We start from the raw sequence: 24,398 nt of genomic DNA, 5'->3' as shown, positions 1-24,398 counted from the left end.
CCGCCGATTTGAAATTCGGAACTTCGCAGCTGAAACTTTCCCCTGCCGCGCCCGACCGGTTAGACTTTGCGTCCCCTCCGTACCGCCCTCCCCCCCAAGGTCTCTCCGTGAAGTTTCCGTTCCTGGTCGCCATTTGTCTTTGTTTCGCACCGCTCGCTTCCGCCGACGGGCCCGCCGATAATCGTGCGGACTCGGTCCGGCCGATTCCACCGTTGGGCGTCGATCTGGATGACGCACAATCGCGACAATTGGTCGAGGGTTGCCAGAACGTCCGCCGGGCTTGGGGTGAATTGCTCCGACAGGCCGAAGACAAAACTCAGTCGGGAAACAAATGGCAGCGGGCACCGCATCAGCAAACGCTCCAGGCACTGACGCAGTTGACACCAGAAATCTTGGTGTTTCCCCGCGCGGTCGAACTTGCGTTGGAATTCAAACAATTCTATCAACCGCGGGATTTCGATGCCGCGGTCGCGTTGCTGGAAGAGGCAACGCGACGGATCGAGGTGGCCGGCGTGACGCCTCGGTGGAGTCGTGTGGTGGGGATCGGTGATGGAGAGAGCCAGCAGTTGATCATCGGCGGCTACCAATCCAAGATCGACCGATCGTACCAGCCCTACGCCATCGTCGTCCCTGCCGGATTCACACACGGTGACTCGCGGCCGCGACGATTGGACCTCTGGTTTCACGGGCGTGGCGAAACACTTAGCGAAGTCAGTTTCCTCGCCAAGGGGCGAACGTCGGCCGGCCAGTATACGCCCGCCGATACGTTTGTGCTGCATCCGTATGGTCGCTACAGCAACGCGTTCAAATTTGCCGGCGAAATCGACGTGCTGGAAGCGTTGGAACACGTCCGCGACCACTTGCCCCTCGACCGGACACGGACCAGCGTACGGGGTTTTTCCATGGGCGGCGCGGCATGTTGGCAGTTCGCGACCCACTACGCCGATCGCTTTTTTGCCGCCAATCCCGGCGCGGGATTTTCCGAAACGCCTGAGTTCCTGAAGTCGTTTCAAGGAGAGGATCTTACGTCGACGCCGGATTACCAACGGACACTATGGCGGCTGTACGATTGCCCCCATTGGTCACGCAATCTGGTGCACTGTCCGACTGTCGCCTACAGCGGAGAGATCGATCGACAGAAGCAAGCCGCTGATGTGATGGAGGCGTCATTGGCCGAACATGAAATCGATTTGGTGCACGTCATCGGCCCACAAACCGCGCACAAAATTCATGAGGACTCCAAGGTCGAAATCGAAGCTCGGATGGATGCGTTGGCAGCATCGGTCCGGCCAACGGTGCCACGCTCGATCGATCTGACGACGCAGACCTTGCGGTACAACCGCATGCATTGGGTCGCAATTGAGGGTTTGAAAAAACATTGGGAAACGGCGCGCGTTCGGGCGAATCGGATCGACGCGGAGGGGCACACTCGGATCGAGGTGAAGACCACCAACGTGACGCACCTGCGGTTGGACTTTGGCCCCGGACAGTGGCCGGGACATCTGCCCGAGCGGCCGATCGTCGTGATCGATGGATCCGAATGCGAAACGCCAGCGGTGCGATCCGATCGATCTTGGAACGCCGAGTTCGTCCTTCGCGACGGACGTTGGCAAACCGACGAAATCAACCAGGCCGACCTGCGGAAACGACCGGGGTTGCAAGGCCCGATCGACGACGCCTTCATGGACTCCTTTCTGTTTGTCCTTCCCTCCAATGAATCCGATGATCCCGCCCTGCAAGCCTGGGTGGCTGCCGAAGCCGAACATGCGCAATTGCATTGGCGAAAGCACTTTCGCGGAGACGTTCAACGCGTGGTGGATCGCGAGCTGACGAAGGAACAGATTCAGAACCACAACCTGGTCCTGTTCGGCGATCCGCAATCCAATTCTGTCATCGCCAGGCTTGCGGACGCGCTGCCCGTTGCATGGAACGGAGACACGATCCGACTGGGGTCAAAGAGCTATTCCCGCAAGGCTCACGCGGTGGCGATGGTCTATCCGAATCCGCTGAACTCCGACCGCTACATCGTTCTCAACAGCGGGTTCACGTTTCGTGAATACGACTACCTGAACAATGCCCGGCAAACGCCCAAGTTGCCCGACTGGGCGATCCTCGATATCGAAGCGGGGGCGACGATGCGAGATCCCGGCAAGGTGCAAGCGGCGGGATTTTTTGACGAACGATGGAAGCCTTGAGGCGGCGGTCGGGAGGACGAAGGCAAAACGATGGGGGCAAAACGATAAATGGCAGAATGATGGATGGCAGAATGATAGGGGGCAGAATGATAGGGACAAAACGATAAGACGACTGGCTGCTGTACTTGTTCCCAGGCTCTGCCTCCCATCTCAACATGATCAATCTCATGCGTCGCCTACCCGGGTGATGCATGACAAGAACGCGAGACGGACCGCTACTTGATTCGCTCGTACGTCACCAGGATGTTTTGATTCTCGGTTGTCGACGTGAACTCGGTTGGCCGCTCTTTGTCGCTACGCACGAAACAGAGTTTTCGCTTGTTTTTGCCGAGTTGATAGATTCCGACAAATTGATCGCCGCTGGCCCCGCCCTCGGTCGCGGTGAAGTCGATGGTCTTGGGTTTGACCGTCGGCGAGATCGTACTTGTGCCTTTGCTCGACTCTTTCCCTTCCGAACGCACGCTCCAGGTGCCATCGTCGCCATTGACGACCGTGAATTTTTTTGCGTCTTCGTCTTTTGCTCGGTTGCCGGCGATCACCAGTGAGGTGACTTGCCAGGTGCCCTGGAGTTTCTTGCGATCCTTCTTGATGGCTTGGTCTTGGGCATCCTCAGCGTTTGCGGCGAACGGTAAAGCGACGCCGACCACCAACAGTCCCAACAGTAAACTTCGCATCGAACGGGTCCTCCACCGGAGTTGAATGACAGCACAGCCATGCCTGATTGTAAACGTTGGCATGCCGGCTCTGGTCCTGTCATTGCGGATTACACCCTTTCTTGTCACCCATCTGCATGTCGCGTGCCCCCGCTTCACTCAACCGCAGACTGCCGCCTGATTCTTCGTGCGTGCCAGAACGAAGGGACGTCCACTTTGCACTCACGCAAGACCCACGTGATCGCGATGGCTTCGATGTTGGCCAGCGTGACGCAAACCATTGCAATGCGGACGCCCCAGGGGGTGACGCCGGCGAGCCAAAGGACCGTGCCGGGGATGATGATCAACCAAACCCCCTTCGCGGCCCAAGTGTGGTAACTGGGCAGCCGTCGAAACTTGACCAGACACGTCAGCCAACTCAACGCGTAACTCGCGATGGCCACCAGCATCCAAACCTTCTCTTTGGCGACCTGGTCCGGCTGGTACGCGATCAGCGCGGCCAGCACGGACAGGTAGAACACGGCATCCGCGACCGTGTCCAGACGCGCGCCGACGGCGGAAGTGACGTGGGAGCGCCGGGCCAGAAATCCGTCCAACCATTCGGTGAAAACCAGAAAGATCGCCAGGGCGGCCAGCCACGTCATCTGCTGGGCGATCGCCAACGGGACCAGCGCCGGTGAGCCCAAAATGCGGGCCGTGGTGATCACGTTGGGAACGGTCAACCAACGGTCTGTTTCAGGTGCCAACGTCACGTTCCCTGGTCTCTCCCTCTTGCAACACCGCAGCCGGCTGGTGGGCTATCCAACGACACGAACCCGAGCATACCATTGATTCCGACATCACCCGAACCCAATCTTTCTGCGCCTTGCCGGCTCCCGCCCCGCGATCACCATGAACCAGCAACCCAACAATCCGCTGCACGGAGTCACACTGGCAGACTTGCTGGAGCGGCTGGTCGAACGGTACGGCTGGGACGAACTGGGCAACCGAATCCAAATTCGCTGCTTCACACACGACCCCAGCCTCAAATCAAGCCTGAAGTTTCTGCGGAAAACGCCCTGGGCCAGAGCGAAGGTGGAGCGGCTGTATCTGCGATCGATCTGCTACGAGAATCGAAACGTCGCGTCAAGGTCGGCGAGCGGGGAGGGTGACGGAGAACAGGAGGGTGAAGGATGAGTGGGTTGACCAGCGATGGGGGAGTCGTGGTTGGATGGCAGAATGATACGGGGCAGAATGATGGGGTGGTCCCGTTGGTCTCAAGCGAACAGGGTCCTTCATCGTCACCCTCCCTGCCAGGGAGGGTCGAGCGCAGCGAGGGGAGGGTCTTCGCGGGCGAGCAATCGCCCAACCATGGATTGAAGGCCGTCAATCTGGGCCGGCACAATCGGCCGCCAAACGGGGCCGAATGATGCGGTCACAGAACGGACCGCAAAAAGAAGTAGCGAGGACTGGACTTGAACCAGCGACCTATGGCTTATGAAGCCACCGCTCTAACCGACTGAGCTACCTCGCCAAGAGCGGGACAGTATGCCAAAGCCGGCCAAGCCTGACAAGCCTCGTCTTGAACTCTCCAGCGGACGTTCTTTGACGGGAAAATCTTCGTCCTTGATCCACCGCACCGGCCCGCCGGCAGACAACGGATCGGCGGCATCAATCTCCCCCCTCGCCCCCGTCCTGTCCGGCCACCAGCTCCTGAAACGCCTGTTCGGAAAGCACCTCGACCCCCAATTCGTTGGCCTTGGTCAGCTTGCTGCCGGCTTTTTCACCCGCGACCAAAAAATCCGTGTTTTTGCTGACGCTGCCCGACGCTCGACCGCCCAGTTCGGCGATCAATTTTTTGATCTCGTCCCGCTTGTAGTGTTTCAGGGTTCCCGTGACGACGACGGTTTTCCCTTCCAACAAACGCCCCCCTTCGACTTCGACAGGTTCGGGGTCTTCCAATTTGACGCCTTCCGCGTCGAGTTCGTCGAGCGTTTTCTGGCCGTAGTCGCTGTGCAGAAACTCATGCAAACTTTTGGCGATACGTTCTCCGATCTCATGCAGATCCGCCAGATCGTCGACCGATGCTTCGCGGAGCATGTCCAGGGTGTGGTACTTTGCCGTGATCAGGGACGCGACGCGGGGGCCGACGTGTCGAATCGAAATCGAGGACAGCACGCGGGCCAGCCCGCGGTCACGGCTGTTGTCGATGCCCGCGATCAGGTTCTTTGCGTTTCGCTCGCCGACCTTGACGTCGATCAATTTGCCGTCTTTTCCTTTTCGTTGCTTCAGCCAATCCAGCGAGGCGACTTGATCCACCGACAACCGATACAGGTCGGCATAGCCGTGCAACAGGCCGTGACCGAGCAACAGATCCACGACCTCCTCACCCAGTCCGTCGATGTCCATTCCCGGCCGGCTGCCGAAATAGACCAAACGCTGTTTCAGCTGTGCCGGGCATTGGGGATTGGGGCATCGGATATAGACTCCCCCATCGTCGCGTACCAGTTCCGTTTCGCACTCGGGGCAGGTCGCGGGAAAACGAAACGGCGGAAGCTTGGCTTTCCGCAGGTGTTTTTCAACGCGAACGACTTTGGGAATGATCTTCCCCGCTTTTTCGACCACCACGACGTCACCGATGCGCACGTCCAATCGTTCGATTTCGTCGGCATTGTGCAGCGAGGCGCGGGAGACGGTCGTGTCGGCGATGTCGACGGGTTCCAGATGAGCCACCGGGGTCACGGTTCCCGTTTTGCCGACTTGGACACTGATGTCGTTCAATCGCGTGACCGCCTCGTAACGTTCGAATTTATACGCAATCAACCAGCGCGGGCTCTTGCTCCGCATGCCCAGTTTGTCGCGCTGCGCAAAATCGTTGACCTTGAACACAATTCCGTCGACTTCAAATGGCAGATCCGGCATTCCCTGTTCCAGTTCATCGACCGCCTCGATCACCGCCGCCGCGTTGGGAAAGACGCGGACATCGGGCGTCATCGGAATGCCGTACGCCGCAATTTCTTTCAGAAACTGCATGTGGTTTTTGGCGGCCAGCCCATCGACTTGTCCCACGCCGTGGCAGAAGAACCGCAGGTTGCGTTCGGCGGCGATGGCCGGGTCGAGCAACCGGATCGTCCCGGCGGTAACGTTGCGGGTGTTCTTGAACGGCTCGGCTCCCGCCGCGACCTGCCGTTCGTTCAGGTCGGCCAGGTCCGTGTTGGTCATGTAGACTTCACCGCGGACCTCCAACACGTCTGGCGTTTTTTTTGCGTTGATCCGGAGCGGCAGATCACGAACGGTCCGGATGTTGTGCGTGATGTCGTCGCCGACGGTTCCGTTTCCGCGTGTGACGGCAAGCTTCATCTCGCCGTTTTCGTAACGCACCGATGCAGCCACCCCGTCGATCTTGTATTCCATCACCCACTCGATCGACTGCCCTTGGAGCAGTTTTTCGGTGCGGTCAAAGTAGGCTTTCAATTCCTCGCGGCTGTAGGTGTTGTCGATCGACAGCATCGGGACCGCATGCGGGACCTGGACCAAATGCTCGACCGGTTGATCGCCGATGCGTTGGGTCGGCGAATCGGGCGTGAGCAGTTCGGGGTGCTCGGTTTCCAGGGCTCGCAATGATTCCAACAACCGATCGTATTCCAAGTCACTGATCGACGGTTGGGCCAGGACGTAATACGCGTGGTCGTGCCCACGAATCTCATCGCGAAGTGCTTGGACGCGTTGTGCCGGAGTCGTCATGGAATCGGTTGAAAAGAGGTCGGTGGAAGACATCAGGGGAAGTCGCCGGTGGAAGACACGGGCCGACGTAATTTACCGCTTCGCTTCGGGGGCTCGCCACGGGGCGCGGTTTTATTACGATACAGGCCCCACACGAATTTCCCGACTTCCCCGCTTGTTGCAAGGTTTGTCCCATGGCTCGGCTCGCCCACCACGTTTTTTTTACGCTCAAAGACAACAGCCCGGCGGCGGTCGACAGTCTGGTCGCGGACTGCCAAAAATACCTGGATGATCACGACGGAGTCATCGGGTTTTCGGTCGGTCGCCGAGACACCGAGTTGGACCGGCCGGTCAATGTCAAATTTGACGTGTCGCTGCACGTGATCTTTAGTGATCGCGCGACCCATGACGTGTACCAAACGGCCCCCCGACACCTCGAATTCATCGAGCGTCAGAAGGAGAACTGGGCCACGGTTCAGGTCTGTGACAGTTTGCTGGAAGACTAGAGTCCCAGCACCTTGCGATAGACATCCGCCGTCCGACTTGCCATCGCGACGTCGGAGAAATCCTTGGCATGACGCTCGATCGCGGCGTCGGACATCTGTTGCCAGTCGTGGACGCCCGAGATCAGCTCCTCGATTTTCTCGGCCAGACTTTCCGCGTCGCCCGGCTCGGCGAGCAATCCTTGGGCCCCATCGGTCAACGCCTCGGGCGTCCCCTCGACCCGCGTGGCGACCACGGGAAGCCCCGCGGCCATGGATTCGAGCACCACCATCGGCAACCCTTCTCCGTACAGACTGGGCAACACCATCGCGTCCAGTTTGGCGAGTTCGCCCGGAACATTGCGTGTAAAGCCGACTCGCTCGACCAATCCCGAGATCTGCAATTCTGCGATCAGGTCTTCGATCGATTCCTTGTAGGCGTCGGTTTCGAAGGGGCCGATGATCCGAAGGCGGACGTCGTGCTGGTCCCGCAATTTTGCGATCGCTTCTAAGGCGATTTCCAGCCCCTTTCGCGGTCGCATCAACGCAACCATGCCGAGCACCCAGCGTCCGCCGACGACCGGCGTCGACGAGCGTGGTGGGCAGACCGCGGGCACGCCGTTGTGCACGACCGTGACATCCTCTTCGTGACAACCACGCCGAATGCAATCCAACCGCAAGCTCTCCGAGACCGTGATCAAGTGGTTGCATCCCCGCAGCGACAGTTTTTCGACCGCGGCATTGGCGTGATTGGTCAACCGCTTGGACGAATCCCGAGCCGTGGGGCTGTGGACGTGATAGACCCACGGCAGCCCGGTCAGACGCGACGCCAGCGACGCGATCATCGCCGTTCGCGGCGTGTGGGCGTGCATCAAGTCGTACCCGTTTTCTCGGACCAGTCGACGAACCCGCCAGGCGGCGCGGACGTCCAGCCGGTTTTTCATGTCCGCGCGGAAACAACGGCCCCAGGCTCCGCCGTGTTCGACCAACGTTTTGGCAAACTTACCCGGTTTCACGCAGGCGAAATCGGCATCGACGGCGAACTCTGGTAAGCAGCGGCCCAGGTGGGACTGGACGCGTTCGGCCCCCGCAAAATGTTCTCCGTTGACGATGTGCAAGACACGAACGGATGCCGTCGGGATGCCTCCCCCCGCCGGGATCGAATCCTGCTCCACCGGGCCGGCGGACTGCGGATGGAGGACGATCGGGGTTGCGGGGAGTGGTCCGGTCGAGCTTGATCGGCCGAGATTTCCAGCTTGCATGATGGCGTCGGGGGTAAAAGAACGGGCTCCATTGACCTGTCTTCAACAAGCTGCGTCGCGATTTCCCCGGGCCGCGATCAAATCGGCCGGCCGCGTGCGAACAGACACCAAGGCGGGCGCCGCGGGATCGGATCTGCGGTTTAAGCCGGTTATTCCGGGCGCCGATTCGTCCGCCTTGCCTCTGGGGAAAACGGGCGGATTCGGCTACAGTACGCGTTTCCCTGAACAGCCCCTTCCTCTCCAGACCAGCCCAGTAACCTTGAAAGCCTCCATCGTTCTTTTGCCCGGCGACGGCATCGGTCCCGAAATCACGCAGCAAGCCAAACGTGTTCTCGAAACGATTGGCGAGATTTTCGGCCACGAATTCACTTACCAATCGCACCTGATCGGTGGGATCGCGATCGACGAAACCGGCGACCCGCTGCCGGAGGAAACCGTTCAGGCCTGTCGTCATTCCGATGCGATCCTGCTGGGCGCCGTCGGCGGCCCCAAGTGGGATGACCCGTCGGCCAAGACGCGGCCGGAAGCGGGGTTGTTGAAGATTCGCAAGGAGCTCGGATTGTTCGCCAACTTGCGACCGATCAAGTTGTTCGACCAATTGATCGACGCCTCACCGCTGCGTCGCGAGATCATCGAAGGCACCGACATTCTGTTTCTCCGTGAGCTGACCGGCGGAATCTATTTCGGCGAATCCAGTCGCAGCGGGTCCGGGGTGGATGAAACCGCCAGCCAAGCGATGGTGTACAGCGTCGGTGAAGTCGAGCGAATCGTGCGACTGGCCGCACAAGCCGCCAAGGGACGCGACAACCGTTTGACCAGCGTCGACAAGGCGAACGTGCTGGAGCCCAGTCGGTTGTGGCGGCAAGCCGCTGCACGCGTGATGGCCGAAGAGTTCCCCGAAGTCCAATACGACGTCGTGCTGGTCGATGCGATGGCGATGCACCTGATCAATCGCCCCTCGGATTTCGATGTCGTCGTCACCGGCAACATGTTCGGTGACATCTTGACCGACGAGGCGTCGATGCTGCCCGGTTCGCTGGGCATGCTGCCGAGTGCCTCGCTGGGCAGCGATGGTCCCGGGCTGTACGAACCGATCCATGGTTCCGCCCCCGACATCGCGGGCAAAGGCATCGCCAATCCGCTGGCGACGATTTTGGCCGCGGCGATGTTGCTGCGTCATTCCTTGAATGCGGAACCCGAAGCGGTCGCCATCGAAACGGCCGTCGGTGACGTCTTGGCCGCCGGACTGCGAACCGCCGACATCGCCCGGGGCGGCCCGTCGGTCTCAACCGAAGCGATGGGTGACGCGGTCGTCAATCAACTCAAACAGTGATGGGTTGGCAATGACTTCGTAGCCGGACGTTCTGGCAACGCCGGCTACCCATTGCCATGTACCGGGAACCCTGATGAACGACACTTTGACCCAACCAGAATTCGGGATGCTCGCGAGCACCGTCTGGTTGTCCACGCGGGCGATGATTCTCGTTGCGGTGATTCTGTCCGCACTGGGAATCGCGTCGTTGGTCGGCTTCCTGTTGTCACGTCGCGAAACGATGGGCGTCGATTCGGCCATCGTCCGACGGTACAACCAAAAGCTCCGGGTCTGGTGGCTGATGACGGCGATCTTCGTCTTCGGATTCTTGCTGCAGCGCATCGGTGTCGTCATCCTGTTCGGGTTCGTGTCCTTTTGGGCGCTGCGCGAATTCATCACGATGACGCCGACGCGGCGCGGGGATCACCGCACGTTGTTCTGGGTGTTCTTTGTGTTCACGCCGCTGCAGTACATCTTGATCGCGCTGGGCAGCCATCCGCCCAGCTTCGTTCCCCAGAACGACTACTACGGCTTGTACAGCATCATGATCCCGGTGTACGCCAGTTTGTTCATCCCGGCCCGTGCCGCGATCGCCGGTGACTACAAACGGTTCCTGGAACGGAGTGCGAAAATCCAAGCCGGATTGCTGATTTGCGTGTACGCGCTCAGCTACGCCCCGGCGCTGTTGGATCTGGATCTGGTTCGGACCGGCGGAGAGCCGTGGCCCGGCAGCAACGTCAGCGTGTTGATCTTTCTGGTCGTGATCGCCCAGCTGGCTGCCGTGCTCGAACGCGGCTGGACCAAGCTGGCCGGGCGTCATGTCATCGCCGAAAAGATCAACGGATCACGCACCTGGGAAGGCGTGCTGGGTTCCATGGTGACCACCGGGCTGATCGCCGCGGCGCTCTCCTGGGCGACTCCGTTTTATCCGTGGGAAGCCGGTGTGCTGGCGGCCGTCGTCACCACGATGGCCTGCGGCGGAGCGATGACCATGAGTGCCATCAAACGCGACCGCGGCGTCACCGATACGGGAACGCTGGTCCAAGGTCACGCGGGCGTGCTGGATCAAATCGACAACATTTGTTTCGCCGCGCCGGTCTTCTATCACCTGACTCGTTACTTCTTTTCAGCCTAATGACGCTGCGACTTTTCGACACCCACGCGCACCTAAACGTCGATGCGTTCGCCGAAGGATTGGACCAGACCGTCAGTCGTGCACGGGATGCCGGGGTGGAGGCGATCATGGTGATCGGCATCGATGCCGCAACCAGTCGGCGCGCCTGTGATCTGGCCGCCGAGTACCCGGGATTCCTGTACGCCGCCGTCGGAATTCAACCCAACTCCGCCGCCGAAGCCGATGTCGGCGATTTCGCGATCATCGAAGAGTTGGCCGGATATCCCGGTGTCCGCGCGATCGGCGAAACCGGACTGGATTGTTACTGGGACGACACGCCGATCGAGTTGCAGCACGTGTATTTTGATCGGCACATGCAACTCTGCCGTGACACGTCCCTGCCGATGGTCATCCACATGCGTGACAGCGGGGATTTGATCGTCGATCAATTGAAACGTCAAAGCTCGGTGCCGCCAGGCATCATGCATTCCTTCACCGGCGATTGGGCGTGCGCCAAAACCTGCTTGGATCTCGGACTGCACATCAGCTTTGCCGGAATGGTGACCTTCAAGAAAAGCGACGAGCTGAGGGAGGTTGCCCGACAGGTTCCCGAAGACCGATTGCTGATCGAAACCGATTCGCCGTACCTGAGTCCCGAACCGCTGCGTGGCAAACGGCCCAATGAACCCGCGCGGGTCGAACACACCCTACGCTGCTTGGCCAAGATTCGCGGCGTGTCGGCCGAATCGCTGGCTGAAACGACCACCGAAAACGCCAGGCGTTTGTTTCAACTGCCGTAACGAAAACGTTCGTGAAACGATGCCCCAGGGATCTCGCCACGATGGAATTGGACCAACTACGATACTTCTTGCAGGTCGCTGTGGACGGCAATTTCACGCGTGCGGCAGAGCATTTGGGAATCTCCCAACCGGCGCTGAGTCGATCGATCGGACGGCTGGAGGAGGAAATCGGGCAGCCCGTGTTCGAACGACAAACGCGATGCGTGTCACTAACCGATGCCGGCAAACTATTACAGGGTCGCGCCAAAGAGGTATTGTCGATCCTGGAAGACACGCTCGCGGAGATCGTTGACGATGGACAAGTCGGCCGCATTCGCGTGGGGGCCATCCCGACGATCGCACCGTTTTTCTTGCCCGGCCTGCTGCGCCGATTTTCGCAGGACTATCCCCAAGCCACGCTGGTCGTTCAGGAAGAAACGACGGAAGCATTGTTGAAAGCGTGCGCCGATGGCCTGGTCGATGTGGCGATTCTTGCGTTGCCGATTCAAGCCAAGTACCTGGAGATCGAAGAACTGTTTGAGGAGGAGCTGTTGTTGGTGTTGCCGCCGAATCACCAGCTCGTTTCGAAAGAATCGATCGAGCTGTCGGATATCGATCAGATTCCCTTCGTCTTGCTCGGGGAAGCCCATTGTCTCTCCGACAACATTGTTTCTTTCTGCCGCAGACAATCGTTTCATCCCGTTTCTGTTGAACGCACCAGCCAGATGGCGACGGTCCAGGAACTCGTCTCGCTGGATCATGGCATCTCGATGATTCCGATGATGGCCCGACGTTTGGATCAATCCCGGCGCCGCGTCTATCGCTCGCTCAGCGGTGTCAAGCCGACGCGCAAGATCGTCGCCGTGTGGAATCCGTATCGCTTTCAAAGTCGTTTGCTGGAAGCATTCCGCAAGACGCTGCGGGATCACGTCCAGACGCTGTCCGGCGACGAACCGGCCGCATCATAGGCGGCGGAAATGCCGATCGGACGATGGGCTTCCCGACCGTGCTCCCCCGAAAGAACCGGATTCGCTTGGACTGATACGAAACGATACGCGAATCAACGGCGGGTGCCCATGCGTTGGGTTCGAAAATTGGTGAAAATGATCGGCGTTCGGTTTGATTGGTTCAACGCCTCCAACGCATCGCTGTCTCACATGATCCTGCAACGCATTTCATTTTTGATCGTTCTGGTCTGCTTCCACGCGATGCTTGCGGGCATTTCGGCGATGGCGTCAGGCTCTGAAGATGAATCGGCCGCAATTATCGGTTCGAAGGTCGCGGATTTCACGCTGGATAATTGTTATGGCAAACCGGTTTCATTAAGTGACTTTGATGACCGTCATGCGATCGCCATCGTCTTTCTCGGGACAGAATGTCCGCTGGCGAAATTGTACGGTCCGCGATTGACCGACATTCAACAGCGTTATGCCGATCGCGGGATTCAAGTGATTGGAATCAATTCCAACACGCAAGACAGCTTGACCGAAATCGCGGCCTACGTGCACCGTCACGCGATCGGTTTTCCGATGTTGAAAGACTTGGGCAATGTCGTCGCCGATGCGATGGGGGCCAAAAGGACGCCGGAGGTGTTTTTGATCGACCGGGAACACAAGGTCCGCTATCACGGTCGGATTGATGATCAATATGGCGTCGGCTACGCGCGTGAACGTGACGCCGAACCGGAGTTGACGCGTGCGATCGATCAATTGCTGGCCGGCCAGCCGATTGGTGTGCCGCGAACCGAACCGGTCGGCTGTCACATCGGACGTGTGAAAGCGATCGAGGCGACGGGCGAGGTGACCTATACCAAACACATCGCGGCGATCTTCAACGCCCATTGCGTCAAATGCCACCGCGACGGCGAGATCGCTCCTTTTACGTTGACCCGCTACGACGACGTGCTGGGATGGGAGGACACGATCCTGGAGGTCATCGCCGACAATCGCATGCCCCCCTGGTCGGCCAATCCGGCACACGGAACCTTTGCCAACGATCCTCGTTTGAGCCAGCGGGAACGCGAGCTGATTGAAACCTGGGTCGACAACGGAATGCCCGAAGGCGATCCCCGTGATCTGCCCACCCCACCGGAATTTATCGCCGGATGGCAAATGGGACGTCCCGACGAAGTCATCAAGATGCGAGACCATGCGTTTCGAGTGCCCGCCGAAGGGATCATCGATTACCAACGGTTTGTCGTCGATCCGGGCTGGGACGAGGACAAGTACATCGTCGCGGCCGAAGCGCGGCCGGATCAGCGAAGTGTCGTGCATCACATTCTGGTCTACGTGATCCCCGCGGGTGAACGACGCGAGGATTTGCGCCAAGTCGTTGCCGGTTACGCGCCGGGCAGCCCCCCCATGGTTCTAACCGAAGGCGTCGCATTACAAGTCAAAGCTGGCAGCAAGTTGCTGTTCGAAATGCACTACACACCCAACGGTACCGAGCAGGATGACCTCAGCTACGTCGGTGTCCGATTCACGAACAATGAAAACGTTCGCAAACTGCTGCGGGGTCGTTTAGCGATCAACACCGAGTTTGTGATTCCGGCTGGCGAATCCCATCACGTCGTTTCAGCGACCTACGACGCCCACACTGAAGAGAACCTGATCAGCATGTCTCCCCACATGCACCTGCGAGGGAAATCGTTCCGCTACGTTGCCCATTTCCCAGACAAGACCAGCAAAGTGTTGCTCGATGTGCCGAACTATGACTTCAATTGGCAATTGAAATACGTGCTCGCCGAACCGCTGCGCATCCCACGCAACACCCGAATCGAATGCACGGCCGTGTTCGACAACAGCGAATCCAACCTGACCAATCCCGATCCGACCAAGCCGGTCCGCTGGGGGGATCAAAGTTCTGAAGAAATGATGATCGGATTCATGGACACCGTCCCCGTCAACGACGATTTCTGAACCGTTGTGCAGGTCTGAAGGGCATGCGGCTGATGCCCCTCGACCCGTTCCCGGGCGGGGCAGACGGCAATTTCGAGAGCACCGGCGCCTCGCGTCGGCAGACTGGTTAGAATCTTGGCTGTTCTTTCCATTCCCTTCGGTTGCTTGCCATGAAAACGTTTGTTTCACTCGTTCTGCTGCTGTTGTCCGCTCGCGTGGGTCTCGCCGACGACCGGCCCAACATCGTCTTTTTTTTCACCGATGACCAGACGACCAGCACCATCGGGTGCTACGGCAACGATGTCATCCAGACGCCGAACATCGACGCGCTGGCGGCTCGCGGGACGCGGTTTGAAAACATGTTCGTCAGCCATTCGATCTGTTGGGTCAGTCGGACGACGATTCTGAGTGGCCTGACCGGTCGCAGCTATGGCTCCCCGGGCAATCCCGATCAGGCGCGGGCCGAAGCGGTCAATACGCTTTACTCGGACATCTTGCGGCAGCGTGGTTACCGCACCGGATACTTCGGCAAGTGGCACGCCAAAATGCCCAACGGCTACAAGCGCGAAGACCACTTTGACGAGTTCGAAGCGATCGGTCGCAACCCGTTCTACAAGAAACAACCCGACGGTAGCTTGCGGCACGAAACCGAAGTGATCGTCGACCGGGGCGTCGAGTTCATCAAATCGCAGCCGAAAGACAAACCGTTCGCGCTGAACATGTGGTTCAACGCCTGCCACGCCGAAGACGGTGATCGCCGACCCGGGATCGGCCACTTTGCCTGGCCGCGCGCCGTCGATGGCATGTACGACGACATCGACATCGCCCCACCGCGTTTGAACGCTCCCGAGATTTTCGAAGCCCTGCCCGACTTCCTCAAAACAACGATCAATCGCGAACGATTTTTCTGGCGCTGGAACACCGACGAAAAATACCAAACGAATGTTCGTGCGTACTACCGAATGGTCAGCGGGATCGACAACGCGATCGGCCGCTTCCTTTCCGAACTGGACAAGGCCGGATTGGCGGACAACACGATCATCGTCTACTCGGCGGACAACGGCTATCACATGGGCAATCGTGGGTTGGCCGGGAAATGGTCGCACTATGAAGAATCGCTGCGTGTGCCGCTAATCATCGCCGACCCGCGCGTCGATCAGGATCAACAGGGTAAGGTGACCGACGCGATCGCGTTGAACCTCGATTTGCCCGCCACGTTTGTCGATTGGTCCGGCGGCGATGTTCCCGAGCGATACCAGGGACACAGTTTGCAACCGGTTGTTTCCGGTGACAAACCGTCCAATTGGCGCACCGAATCCTTTCACGAACACTTTGCCGTCCGCACACGCATCCCGGCATTCGAAGGCATTCGCAACGCACAATTCAAGTACGTCCGCTACTTTGATCACGGCAACCGTGAGTTCCTGCATGATTTGAAGCAGGACCCCGATGAACTGGTAAATTTGGCCGATGATCCCGCCCACGCCGAAACGCTGGCGGCGATGCGTCAGCGGACGGACCAACGAGTGAAAGAGCTTGGCGGTCCGATCGACCCGCTGAAAGCGCCCTTCACCGCGTCAACGGTTCCGCATCCCGAGGCGTCTGCGGCCGTCTCGTTCCGACCGGGGGCAGACGGGTTTGTCAATCTGCTCAATGGCCGAAACTTGAGCGGCTGGGTCGGCGATTCGAAATACTGGTCGATCCGCGACGGGGCGTTGACCGGAGTGACCGACGGATCGCTGAAGATGAATCGCTTCATCACGTGGAAGGGTTCGACGATCCGCAACTTTGACTTGCGTGTCAAAGTCAAGGTGTCGCCTAGTGGGAATAGTGGGCTGCAGTATCGTGGTACCTCTCGGCCCGATCTGGGCCTGGACGTGGTGACCGGATACCAATGCGACGTCGTTGCCGACAACCCGAACTACAACGGGATGCTGTACGAAGAGAAAGGGCGTCGGATTCTTTCCCACACCGGTGAAAAAGTAATCATCGACCCGCAGGGACAGCCCTGGATCGTCGGCAATATGCCGGTCAAAGAGTTTCCCGCCGATCAGTGGCATGACTATCGTGTCCTGGTCAAAGGCAATCACCACCAGCATTGGATCGACGGTCACATGACCGCGGACCTGATCGACTTGGACGAAAACGGTCGGGCGCTCGAAGGCGTGCTTGCCGTTCAAGTCCACGTCGGTCCCGCGATGACGATCCAGTACAAGGATTTCAAGATCAAGCACCTGCCGGACGACTTGCCACTGATCCAACCGTCCGATGCGGTCATCCCGACCGGTGCCGTCGGCGTGCGGCCGCAAGGCCGTTTACCCAAAGACTGGAAACCACCGGTCTACGGCAAATAGTGGGGTAAGCATCCTGCTTGCCGATTTTGTTGCCGCCTCGCAAGCTGGAAGCTTACGCCACTCAGATTCGCTTGAGGAAATTCAGTCCGAAACGGCCGTAGTCGTGACCGTCGACGTCTCCGTCGGCGTCGGCGTCCAGCGTGGGATCGAAGTCGGTCATACCGGTTTGCTTCAGGAAGGTCAGTCCGAACCGTCCGTAATCCTGGCCGTCGACGTCTCGATCGCCGTCTGAATCCCCGAAGAATCGGAAGAAGTTGTCGGTGGCGTCGTTTCCGAAGACGTGATCCGCTGCGGTTCCGTCTCCGTTGCCGTCGAGAACCATCGCGCCGACGGTGATCAGACTTGCTTTCATCGTCAGCTGGTAATTCCCGTCCAGCAGCATGCCGCCGGGCCCGACCGACGGCCCGGGCAAGAACGTCAACAAGAGTGTCGACGGGGAATCGAGCGGATCGACATTCGCCGACACATCAACGCGTTGATTGGTATCCAGATTGATCAGCTCAAACGGACTGTCGCCGTCATCGTCGATCCGCACCGGTTGATCAAACCGGATCGCCAGCCGATCGAGCCGGGATCGTTGATCATGACCACCATTGATCACAATCCCGTCGACGATCGGAGGCGGTAGGGTTTCGAAGGCTCCGATATCCACGGTCGCAGTACCGGATCGATTGCCGTCAATGAAACGCTGGTGCTGCGATCCGCGTTGATCGAATCCCAGCCGCTGCGAATCGGCATCGACGGCGTGAGCGTTGTCGCCTGCATCGATCGCGGGACTGGCGTTATGCAGGGCGTGGGTCCATGTCGGTCCGCCGTGATCGGCAAGCGGCGCAAGTCGCGCGTCTGCGCCAACAATGTTTCCGTTTTCGCCATTAACCAGCCCACCCGCTGACGCGGCATCGCCGATCAGATTGTGTGTACTGGACGGATCAAGCGGACCGGCATCGCTGGGAGTTGAGGTACCGCGGAGATTGCCGGCAATGATGCTGTTGTGGACAATCGTTGTTCCGCCGTTGCTGATCCCTCCGCTGCCGCCGCTCCCGTCGTTGTCGCTGTCCGCAATGTTACCGGTGATGGTCGATTGACGAATCACCAGATCAGGGCCACGATTCTCAATGCCTCCGCCGATGTAAAGCGCACTGTTGCCTGAAATCGTCGTTTGAATGATCGCCAATGCCCGCAACGAAATGTTGTAGATTCCCCCTGCTGTCCTGCCAGCGGTGTTTCCGTTGATCGTCGAATCAACAATCGATGCCGCGCCGCTGTTGTAAATCGCCCCACCATTTGAACTGACCGTGTTCTCGCTGATCGTTGATCGCAGGACCATCAGATTCCCGGACACGGTGTTGTAGATTCCACCACCGTTGACTGCGACGCCCGACGTCATGATCGAATCCGTCACCGTCAGGTTGCCGCTGTTGTTGATTGCACTCGCGGCCGCGTCACGCAGAGTCAGCCCAGAAATGTTCACGTCGACCGAAGTTCCGACGGTGAAGATTCGAACTTGATCATTGCCGGTGATGGTCAACATTTCCGCGCCGGGGCCCTCAATGGTCGTGGCGTTTGACAATGTTGGTAATGTCGTTGCACCAAGTGAAATCACGCCGCCGTTCAAGTCCGGATCGAAAGTAATGACGTCGAGTCCAGGGCGTGCGTTCGTCGCGTTGATCACTTCGCGGAGCGAATTGCCGGCCCCCAGTCCGAGCCCACCATCGTCTTCGTCCAATAAGGTGGTCACGACATTGTTCACCGGATCATGCTCATAGGCCCCGATGTCATAAGGCACATGCCGGAACGCACCGCGGTAGTCGTCGTGGGGGGCATCTGCGTCGGTCCCAGCATCGTTGACCGGTGACGCGTCGACTGGCACGTACAGCGAACCGTCGGCGAACATCGGATCGACGCTCAGATTGAATTCAGCATCTGACGGTGTTCCGTTGGCGTTGGTCGTCGTGGCGGTTCCGAAGGCGGATGGATAATTCATCCAGTTGCCTTCATCATTGCCGTAGACATCATTGAACCCGACTCGCCCGACGCTCGGCGAATACTCCGCATCCGCTTCGATTCCCAACCGGTTGGATGCAACCAAATTGTTTCGGATCACTCCCCCGAACCGGTTGGTGTCGTGAGAGATTCCGGCGCCGCCGTTGCCAACGATTGTGTTATTGAGCAGCTGAGAATTCTGGTTGCCGTCGACCGATTGTTCCAGAAGAATACCCGTGCTTGTGTTGTCGACGACCAGATTGTTGGCATAGAAACCTGAGGTCCATGCGGTTCCAAAACTTTCCGGGTCATGGACTCCCGCCCGAATGCCAATTGCATTGTTGTGGACATGGTTCTTCGTCACGGTGGGACTGGCGCCCCCGCTGCTCGCATACAATCCCCCCAAGCTGTACGAGGAAGAAACCCAGATTCCCGCCTGTTGATGACCAAAGATCTCGTTTCCGGTGATGGTCGGATTGGCGGTCGTCTGACACCCGAAGGTTTGATTGCACGCACCGGCTGAAGAACGAACATAGACACCAAAACCGCTATTGTCGTGAATGCGGTTACCTTCGATCATCACGTTTTGACGTGTGAATGAATGACCTCTTCCGGCATCAAGCAGAACACCCCAAACCGCACTGTCGTGGACGTGCGAATCACGCAGCGTGATGATCGGCAGATCCTGGTTCGATACGTCGAGGGCTGTCGTCGCAAACGCGATTTCAACGTGATCGAAGATTGATCTCGATTGGCCTGACGCGTTGAAATCGATTCCGATCCAGTCACCTGGGGCGGGAGTCGTCGCGGAACTGGTGAACAGGATTTCGTTGTCAGTCTGACCCTCCGCGAGCACAGTGCCGGCGATATTCAGCGATGTCCCGGGATCAAAGAAAAGATTCGCACCGGGATCGATCGTCCAGACATCGCCGGTCGGAACCTGGACATCGAAAGTCACGGTGTAGTCATCCTTGGGCAATTCGCCGGAGAAGAAACCGCCGATGGTGCGATCTTCAGCCGTGTCGTCATCTTCCACCTGCAGCGAGGCCGATCCGGAAACGAACCCGGTTGCCGCGACGTTCACATCGGCCGATTGAGTCCCATCCACCAAGTAATCGTTGTGGGACGCGATATCAAATGTCGCCGAAGTTTCCCCGATCGGGATCGTTACGGTTTCACCGACCGTGAACGCGGAGGGGTCGCTTGAGGAAAGGCTGACGACCAACTCGCTATCCAAGCCTCGATTCCGGGTGACCGTTCCCGTTGCGGCTCTGGGGCCATCAATTTCGTTGATGACGGCGCGGTCGATGCCGACCAACAGAGTCGCTGGTTCATTGTCCAGAACGGTGAAATCGATTGTCTGTGGAGCCACGCCGTCGGCTCCCACCGTGATGCCAACCCTTTGTGGCCCGTCAATCTCCGTGTCGTCTTCAATCGTAACCGGTACGTCGACGAACATCGCGTCAGCCGGAATCGTCACGGTGCTCGGCACGGTCGCCTCGCTGGTGTCGTTGCTGGACAACCAGACCAACAGCTCGCTGGTCAGATCCGCATCCGCCTCGCGTTCAACCCTCACAAACACTTCGTCGGTCGTGCCCTCGACGACCGTCGCATTGACCGTACTCAGCGACAGCGTTTCACGTTCGACGACGATGTTGTCGAATTCCCATGCATCACGGGCAGTTCGATTGCTATGCTGCTGGAACATCACCAAGAAGTTGTCGACCAGGGACAAGTTGTTCGCGGCGGCAAAGGCGGCCAGATCGTAGGACTTGTATCCGCTGGAATTGAGTAGATCCAGGATGGTCCAAGTCGATCCGCCATCGTCACTCACGGCGACGACGTCGCGCCAAGAAAAACCATCGCCCTGCGTGCCGATCGCGGGGGAACTCGTGGTTGATCCGTCGAAATCAAACGCATCAAAGTTCAACTTCGCCCGCGATTCTCCCGCCAGATCCAAATGCAAGATCGCCCGATTATGGCCGTCGATCGGATTTTGGTACGAGGCTTCGAGTCTGAGCCTTTCATCGACGACGGAGATTGCGCCGGCACCGTAGCTGAGGAAGTTCCAGGGATCAATTGGCAGTCCGCCGGCAAATGTTTCTCGGTATCCCAAGCGATAGGGATCATTGAAGTCGACCGCGGCGACGTATTGGTCTTGGGGGAATTGACCGGCCCCGCCGGCGCCATTTTGATCCAGGGGATTACCGCCCAGATCAAGGATTTCCGGGCCAACGGTCAGTTCATAGTGCCCCAATCCACTCGGCGAAAAGCTGACGGTAAATTCCTGGCCGGAGCCGCTGATTCCAACCAACCGATCACTGATGTCAACGAATTCACGCGTCAATTTCACGTCGTCCAGGCTGAACGTTGACGGATTGATCGGCTCGCTGAAGGTCAAGTCAAAGTGATCCAGCGGCCCCGGTGGACGCACTAGCCCGGTGGGTGAATGGGAGACAACGCTCGGTGCCGTGGTGTCGGCCGTGACGCGGAAATCATCGTACTGGCGACCGTTACTCGGCCAGGCGTTGGTTCCGTACTGCTGGATCATGATCCAAAAATTGTCCGTGTAGGCGATTCCGATGCCCGCGATGACCGCGTCCAAGTCGATGTCGTACGAATCCCAATTGGAAGCACTGAACAGCATGTTGAAACTGTGCCAGGTTTGGCCCTGGTCATTGCTCAGTCGCAAGGTGTCGCCCGCGGTCGTCGAATCGTTTCTGCGGTTTTCGTTGAACGCCAGACGCACGCCTGTTTTTCCGGCCAGGTCGATGGACAAGATCGCTTGATTGACTGACGCTCCGCCCGGGTTGTCCATTCGCAAGACTTGTCGTCCGCCGTCGTCGACCAACTGGATTCTTCCATCGGGTTCCGATCGAAAGAACCAGTTTCCGTTGAGTTCATCGATGCCGGAGAAACCTTGGTAGTAAGGGTACACGTCGCTGGGCACCGCTTCGAATTGAAAGCTTCCCTGGAAGCGGTCTTCTGCATCCCCGTTGGCATTGTCGGCGTCTTGGTTCATTTGGTTACCGGACAGATCCAGCACATCCGGTCCGATCAACACCTGGTATTGTCCGGTTTGGCTGACCGCTTCATCGAGCGTGATGTTGAAGGTCATTGCGTCGCCGGTATCAACTGGATCCGCGCTGACGGGGATCTCACCCAGGGGGCCAAGGACTGTGACATCGGACGCGGTGAACGTGTCCGCGACGATCACTTCGTTGAATTGAATTTGCAACTGCGACAGCGGTGCCGTCGCCGAACCATCAGGGGTCATGGTCGCGACCCGTGGACCGTCGGCATCCCGGTTTGCAATCCGAACATCGTCCATCCGCATTTGATAGGACGACGACGATCCTTCATGGCTGAAACGGAAATACACGTCTCCATCGAGCGCGATCGATGCGGCAGCAAGCTCCTGATCAAGATCGAAGAAATAGTTGACGTACGTGCCAAAATCCGATGAGATTGTCGGCCCCAACTGGGTCCATGTGCTTCCATCCCCGCTCGCCTGGACGGTCATCGCGTTTCGGAAATAGGATTGAAAGAGCCGCTTGGCCCGGAAATCGAGGGCAAGATCCGTGGCGCCCGTTTGCCCCGACAGATCCACGACCAGCATCGCGTCTTGCACACTCGAGTCGGTTTGACTGAACGCGAGATGCCGAGAGGGGGAATACGGCTCGTCGGCTTCGGTCAACCAAATCAGCCCCGTGCCGTCCGCGGAAAATGTCCAGCCGGACAGTGATGCGAGATCGTCCGATTCGAAGTCTTCGAAATAGGGAATCGATTGAGGTGTTGCCGGGCCGACGACCACGTCCGTTTGGTATCGGTCCTCGGTGGGTTCGGTGTTGATCTGGTCGCGATCTTGATTCATGCCGTTGCCGGCAACGTCCAGCACGTCGGGACCGATCGTCAGGCGATAATTGCTTTTGACGCTTTGTGGCGTCGCCAGATTCAGCGTGAAGGTCATTTGGTCACCGCTGTCGACCGGATCGCCGCTCAGCAGGACTTGATTGCCGCCGATGTCGAGAATCTGAAGATCGTCGACGGTAAAACTCGCTGCGTCGATCGCTTCGTTGAAGGTCACGTCGATCTGGCTGAGCGGGCCGGTGGTGGCTGTCGCGGGTGAAATCGCGGTAACGTAGGGACCGTCGCCATCACGCTGTGCGATTCGCAGGTCGTCGAATGAAATCGACTCGTTGGAAAAACTACTTCGTTCGAATCGCAAGTAGACATCGGAATTGCGGCTGATCTTGGCGGCGTCAAGTTCGGCGTCGAGGTCGATGAAATAATTTTGGTATCGACCGAGGACGGGAAGCTCCGGCGTGAAAATGTCGGTCCAGGTGATTCGGTCGTTGCTTGCGACAATCTGTGATCCTGGGCTATGGACGCCCCGCCCTCCCCGTGCCGCCCAATAATCCAGAACCAGGTCCGTCGCAGTGGCCTTGTTCTGAAGGTTCAGGTGCAATTCGATCAAGTTTTCACCGCTGTATCCCCCACCGGTCGTTCGTAACGCAGTGCTGCCGGCTTTCACTAGCGCCGTATCGAGTGTGCTTGAACCGTCGCCCACGGCGTGGAAACTCCAGCCATCGAGCGATTGAAGATCGGCGACCTCGAAGTCTTGAAAATAGGGGATCGATTGTGCGATCGTGGGCCCGATCTCGAACGTTCCCATGAAGTCATCATCGCCAATCGTTTCGCCGCTGACTTCGTCGCCGTCCTGATTCATCCGATTGCCGGCAATGTCGGTGACGTCGGAATCAATGTGAACGTGATAGGTGCCGTTCAGGGTTTGAGCCGCATCAAAGTTCAGCGTGAACGTCGTCTGATTGCCGCTGTCGACCGGATCGCCGACCAAGGCAAGCGGCGAGCCGTCAGCGGAAGTGAAGGCGACGTCGGCCGCGTTGAAGGTTGTGGCGTCGACGGGCTCGGAAAACGTCACGTCGACCGACGAAACCGGTCCGGTCGTCATCGAGTTCGGCGAAATCGTCTCGACCGCAGGCCCGATCAGGTCTCCGAATTGTCCGACGCGGACGTCGTCGACAATGGATTCGTGCGTCGTGAAGTAGGATGCGTGCCGCAGCCGCAAGAAAACGTCGCTGTCCAGCGCGACGCCGGCGTCGGCAAGACGCTGGTCCAGGTCGTAGACGTAGTGGATCCAGACGTTGCCGACCGGTTGAAGGGAGGGCGACAAAGTCGTCCAGGTGCTGCCGTCGCCGCTGGCGTCGATCTGCATGAAGAAGCCCTGGTGGGTCGACGAGTTGAGCCGTTTCATCCAAAAGTCGAACGTCAAATCGGTCGCGGTGGAAACACCGGAAAGGTCGAGTTCCAGTACCGCGTCGGACCTGACGTTGGAAAAACTGGCTGTTGTATCAAAGCGCAGCGAGGTGGTTCCGGTCTGGGCCGCCGAGGCGGTGTCCAGACCGACGGTCCCGCCCCCCGTGGTCGCGAACGTCCAATCGGTCAGCGCAGCCAAATCGGCCACTTCGAAACTTTCGATCAGAGGGACGGTGGCGGCTAAGACGCGGCGGTCTTCAAGTGATTCGGCCAACATCCGCCGCCGGCGACTGGCCGCGCGATCGTTGGTCCCCTGGTTCTGAAACGATCTCCGTCCCGAGTTCGTTATCCACCGCCTGAATTTCGTCATCGATTCCGCCCTGCATCT

14 protein-coding genes and 1 tRNA gene are annotated in these 24,398 nt (G+C 58.8%); 9 read left to right on the top strand and 6 right to left on the bottom strand.

Annotated features, from left to right (window positions below; genetic code table 11):
• Window positions 1-107 precede the first annotated feature (107 nt).
• The gene (locus Enr13x_RS14430; RefSeq protein WP_145387085.1) at window positions 108-2,195 is read left to right on the top strand and encodes a hypothetical protein; all 2,088 of its coding nucleotides are present in this window, start codon (window positions 108-110) and stop codon (window positions 2,193-2,195) included.
• A 215-nt stretch (window positions 2,196-2,410) separates the two neighbouring features.
• On the opposite strand, the gene Enr13x_RS14425 is transcribed toward Enr13x_RS14430, so the two are convergent.
• Both Enr13x_RS14425 and Enr13x_RS14420 read right to left on the bottom strand, forming a co-directional pair.
• The gene (locus Enr13x_RS14425; protein ID WP_145387083.1) at window positions 2,411-2,869 is read right to left on the bottom strand and encodes a TIGR03067 domain-containing protein; all 459 of its coding nucleotides are present in this window, start codon (window positions 2,867-2,869) and stop codon (window positions 2,411-2,413) included.
• A gap of 134 nt (window positions 2,870-3,003) precedes the next feature.
• Window positions 3,004-3,594, bottom strand: a complete 591-nt coding sequence (locus tag Enr13x_RS14420) for a CDP-alcohol phosphatidyltransferase family protein (protein WP_197456027.1) — start codon at window positions 3,592-3,594, stop codon at window positions 3,004-3,006.
• A 145-nt stretch (window positions 3,595-3,739) separates the two neighbouring features.
• Between Enr13x_RS14420 and Enr13x_RS14415 the strand changes: the two genes are divergently transcribed.
• Window positions 3,740-4,024 carry a VF530 family protein gene (locus Enr13x_RS14415; protein WP_145387079.1) on the top strand — a complete coding sequence of 95 codons (285 nt, stop codon included), beginning with the start codon at window positions 3,740-3,742 and terminating at the stop codon, window positions 4,022-4,024.
• A 263-nt stretch (window positions 4,025-4,287) separates the two neighbouring features.
• On the opposite strand, the gene Enr13x_RS14410 is transcribed toward Enr13x_RS14415, so the two are convergent.
• Window positions 4,288-4,361: transfer RNA gene (locus tag Enr13x_RS14410), tRNA-Met, on the bottom strand.
• Window positions 4,362-4,498: 137 nt separating this feature from the next.
• Window positions 4,499-6,571 carry an NAD-dependent DNA ligase LigA gene (gene ligA, locus Enr13x_RS14405; RefSeq protein WP_449337326.1) on the bottom strand — a complete coding sequence of 691 codons (2,073 nt, stop codon included), beginning with the start codon at window positions 6,569-6,571 and terminating at the stop codon, window positions 4,499-4,501.
• Between the two features lie 173 nt (window positions 6,572-6,744).
• Between ligA and Enr13x_RS14400 the strand changes: the two genes are divergently transcribed.
• Complete coding sequence (locus tag Enr13x_RS14400; RefSeq protein WP_145387075.1) at window positions 6,745-7,056, top strand: Dabb family protein; 312 nt, start codon at window positions 6,745-6,747, stop codon at window positions 7,054-7,056.
• On the opposite strand, the gene Enr13x_RS14395 is transcribed toward Enr13x_RS14400, so the two are convergent.
• A complete protein-coding gene (locus tag Enr13x_RS14395) occupies window positions 7,053-8,294 on the bottom strand; it encodes a glycosyltransferase family 4 protein (protein ID WP_145387074.1) in 1,242 nt (413 codons plus the stop codon). The genes Enr13x_RS14400 and Enr13x_RS14395 overlap by 4 nt on opposite strands.
• Before the next feature lie 259 nt (window positions 8,295-8,553).
• Between Enr13x_RS14395 and leuB the strand changes: the two genes are divergently transcribed.
• The 6 genes from leuB (at window position 8,554) to Enr13x_RS14365 (ending at window position 16,750) form a co-directional block, all read left to right on the top strand.
• Window positions 8,554-9,627: a 3-isopropylmalate dehydrogenase gene (gene leuB / locus Enr13x_RS14390; protein ID WP_145387073.1), complete on the top strand. Its 1,074-nt coding sequence runs from the start codon at window positions 8,554-8,556 to the stop codon at window positions 9,625-9,627.
• Between the two features lie 73 nt (window positions 9,628-9,700).
• Window positions 9,701-10,741, top strand: coding sequence for a phosphatidate cytidylyltransferase (locus Enr13x_RS14385; RefSeq protein WP_231744289.1), 1,041 nt, complete (start codon window positions 9,701-9,703; stop codon window positions 10,739-10,741).
• The gene (locus tag Enr13x_RS14380) at window positions 10,741-11,520 is read left to right on the top strand and encodes a TatD family hydrolase (RefSeq protein ID WP_145387071.1); all 780 of its coding nucleotides are present in this window, start codon (window positions 10,741-10,743) and stop codon (window positions 11,518-11,520) included. The genes Enr13x_RS14385 and Enr13x_RS14380 overlap by 1 nt, the downstream gene beginning before the upstream one ends.
• Before the next feature lie 41 nt (window positions 11,521-11,561).
• Window positions 11,562-12,467 (top strand): LysR family transcriptional regulator, encoded by a 906-nt coding sequence (locus tag Enr13x_RS14375; protein ID WP_145392331.1) that lies wholly within the window; start codon window positions 11,562-11,564, stop codon window positions 12,465-12,467.
• Between the two features lie 108 nt (window positions 12,468-12,575).
• Window positions 12,576-14,417, top strand: a complete 1,842-nt coding sequence (locus tag Enr13x_RS14370) for a redoxin domain-containing protein (protein ID WP_231744287.1) — start codon at window positions 12,576-12,578, stop codon at window positions 14,415-14,417.
• Between the two features lie 149 nt (window positions 14,418-14,566).
• Complete coding sequence (locus tag Enr13x_RS14365) at window positions 14,567-16,750, top strand: sulfatase-like hydrolase/transferase (protein WP_145387069.1); 2,184 nt, start codon at window positions 14,567-14,569, stop codon at window positions 16,748-16,750.
• Window positions 16,751-16,811: 61 nt separating this feature from the next.
• Here Enr13x_RS14365 and Enr13x_RS14360 read toward each other — a convergent pair whose 3' ends face one another.
• Entirely contained in the window at window positions 16,812-24,380 is a 7,569-nt protein-coding gene (locus tag Enr13x_RS14360) for an Ig-like domain-containing protein (protein WP_197456026.1), read from the bottom strand.
• Window positions 24,381-24,398 lie beyond the last annotated feature (18 nt).

Source organism: Stieleria neptunia, from assembly GCF_007754155.1.
Lineage (GTDB): Bacteria > Planctomycetota > Planctomycetia > Pirellulales > Pirellulaceae > Stieleria > Stieleria neptunia.
The sequence above is the reverse complement of the archived record's forward strand: the minus strand, read 5'-3'. Positions and strand labels throughout refer to the sequence as shown.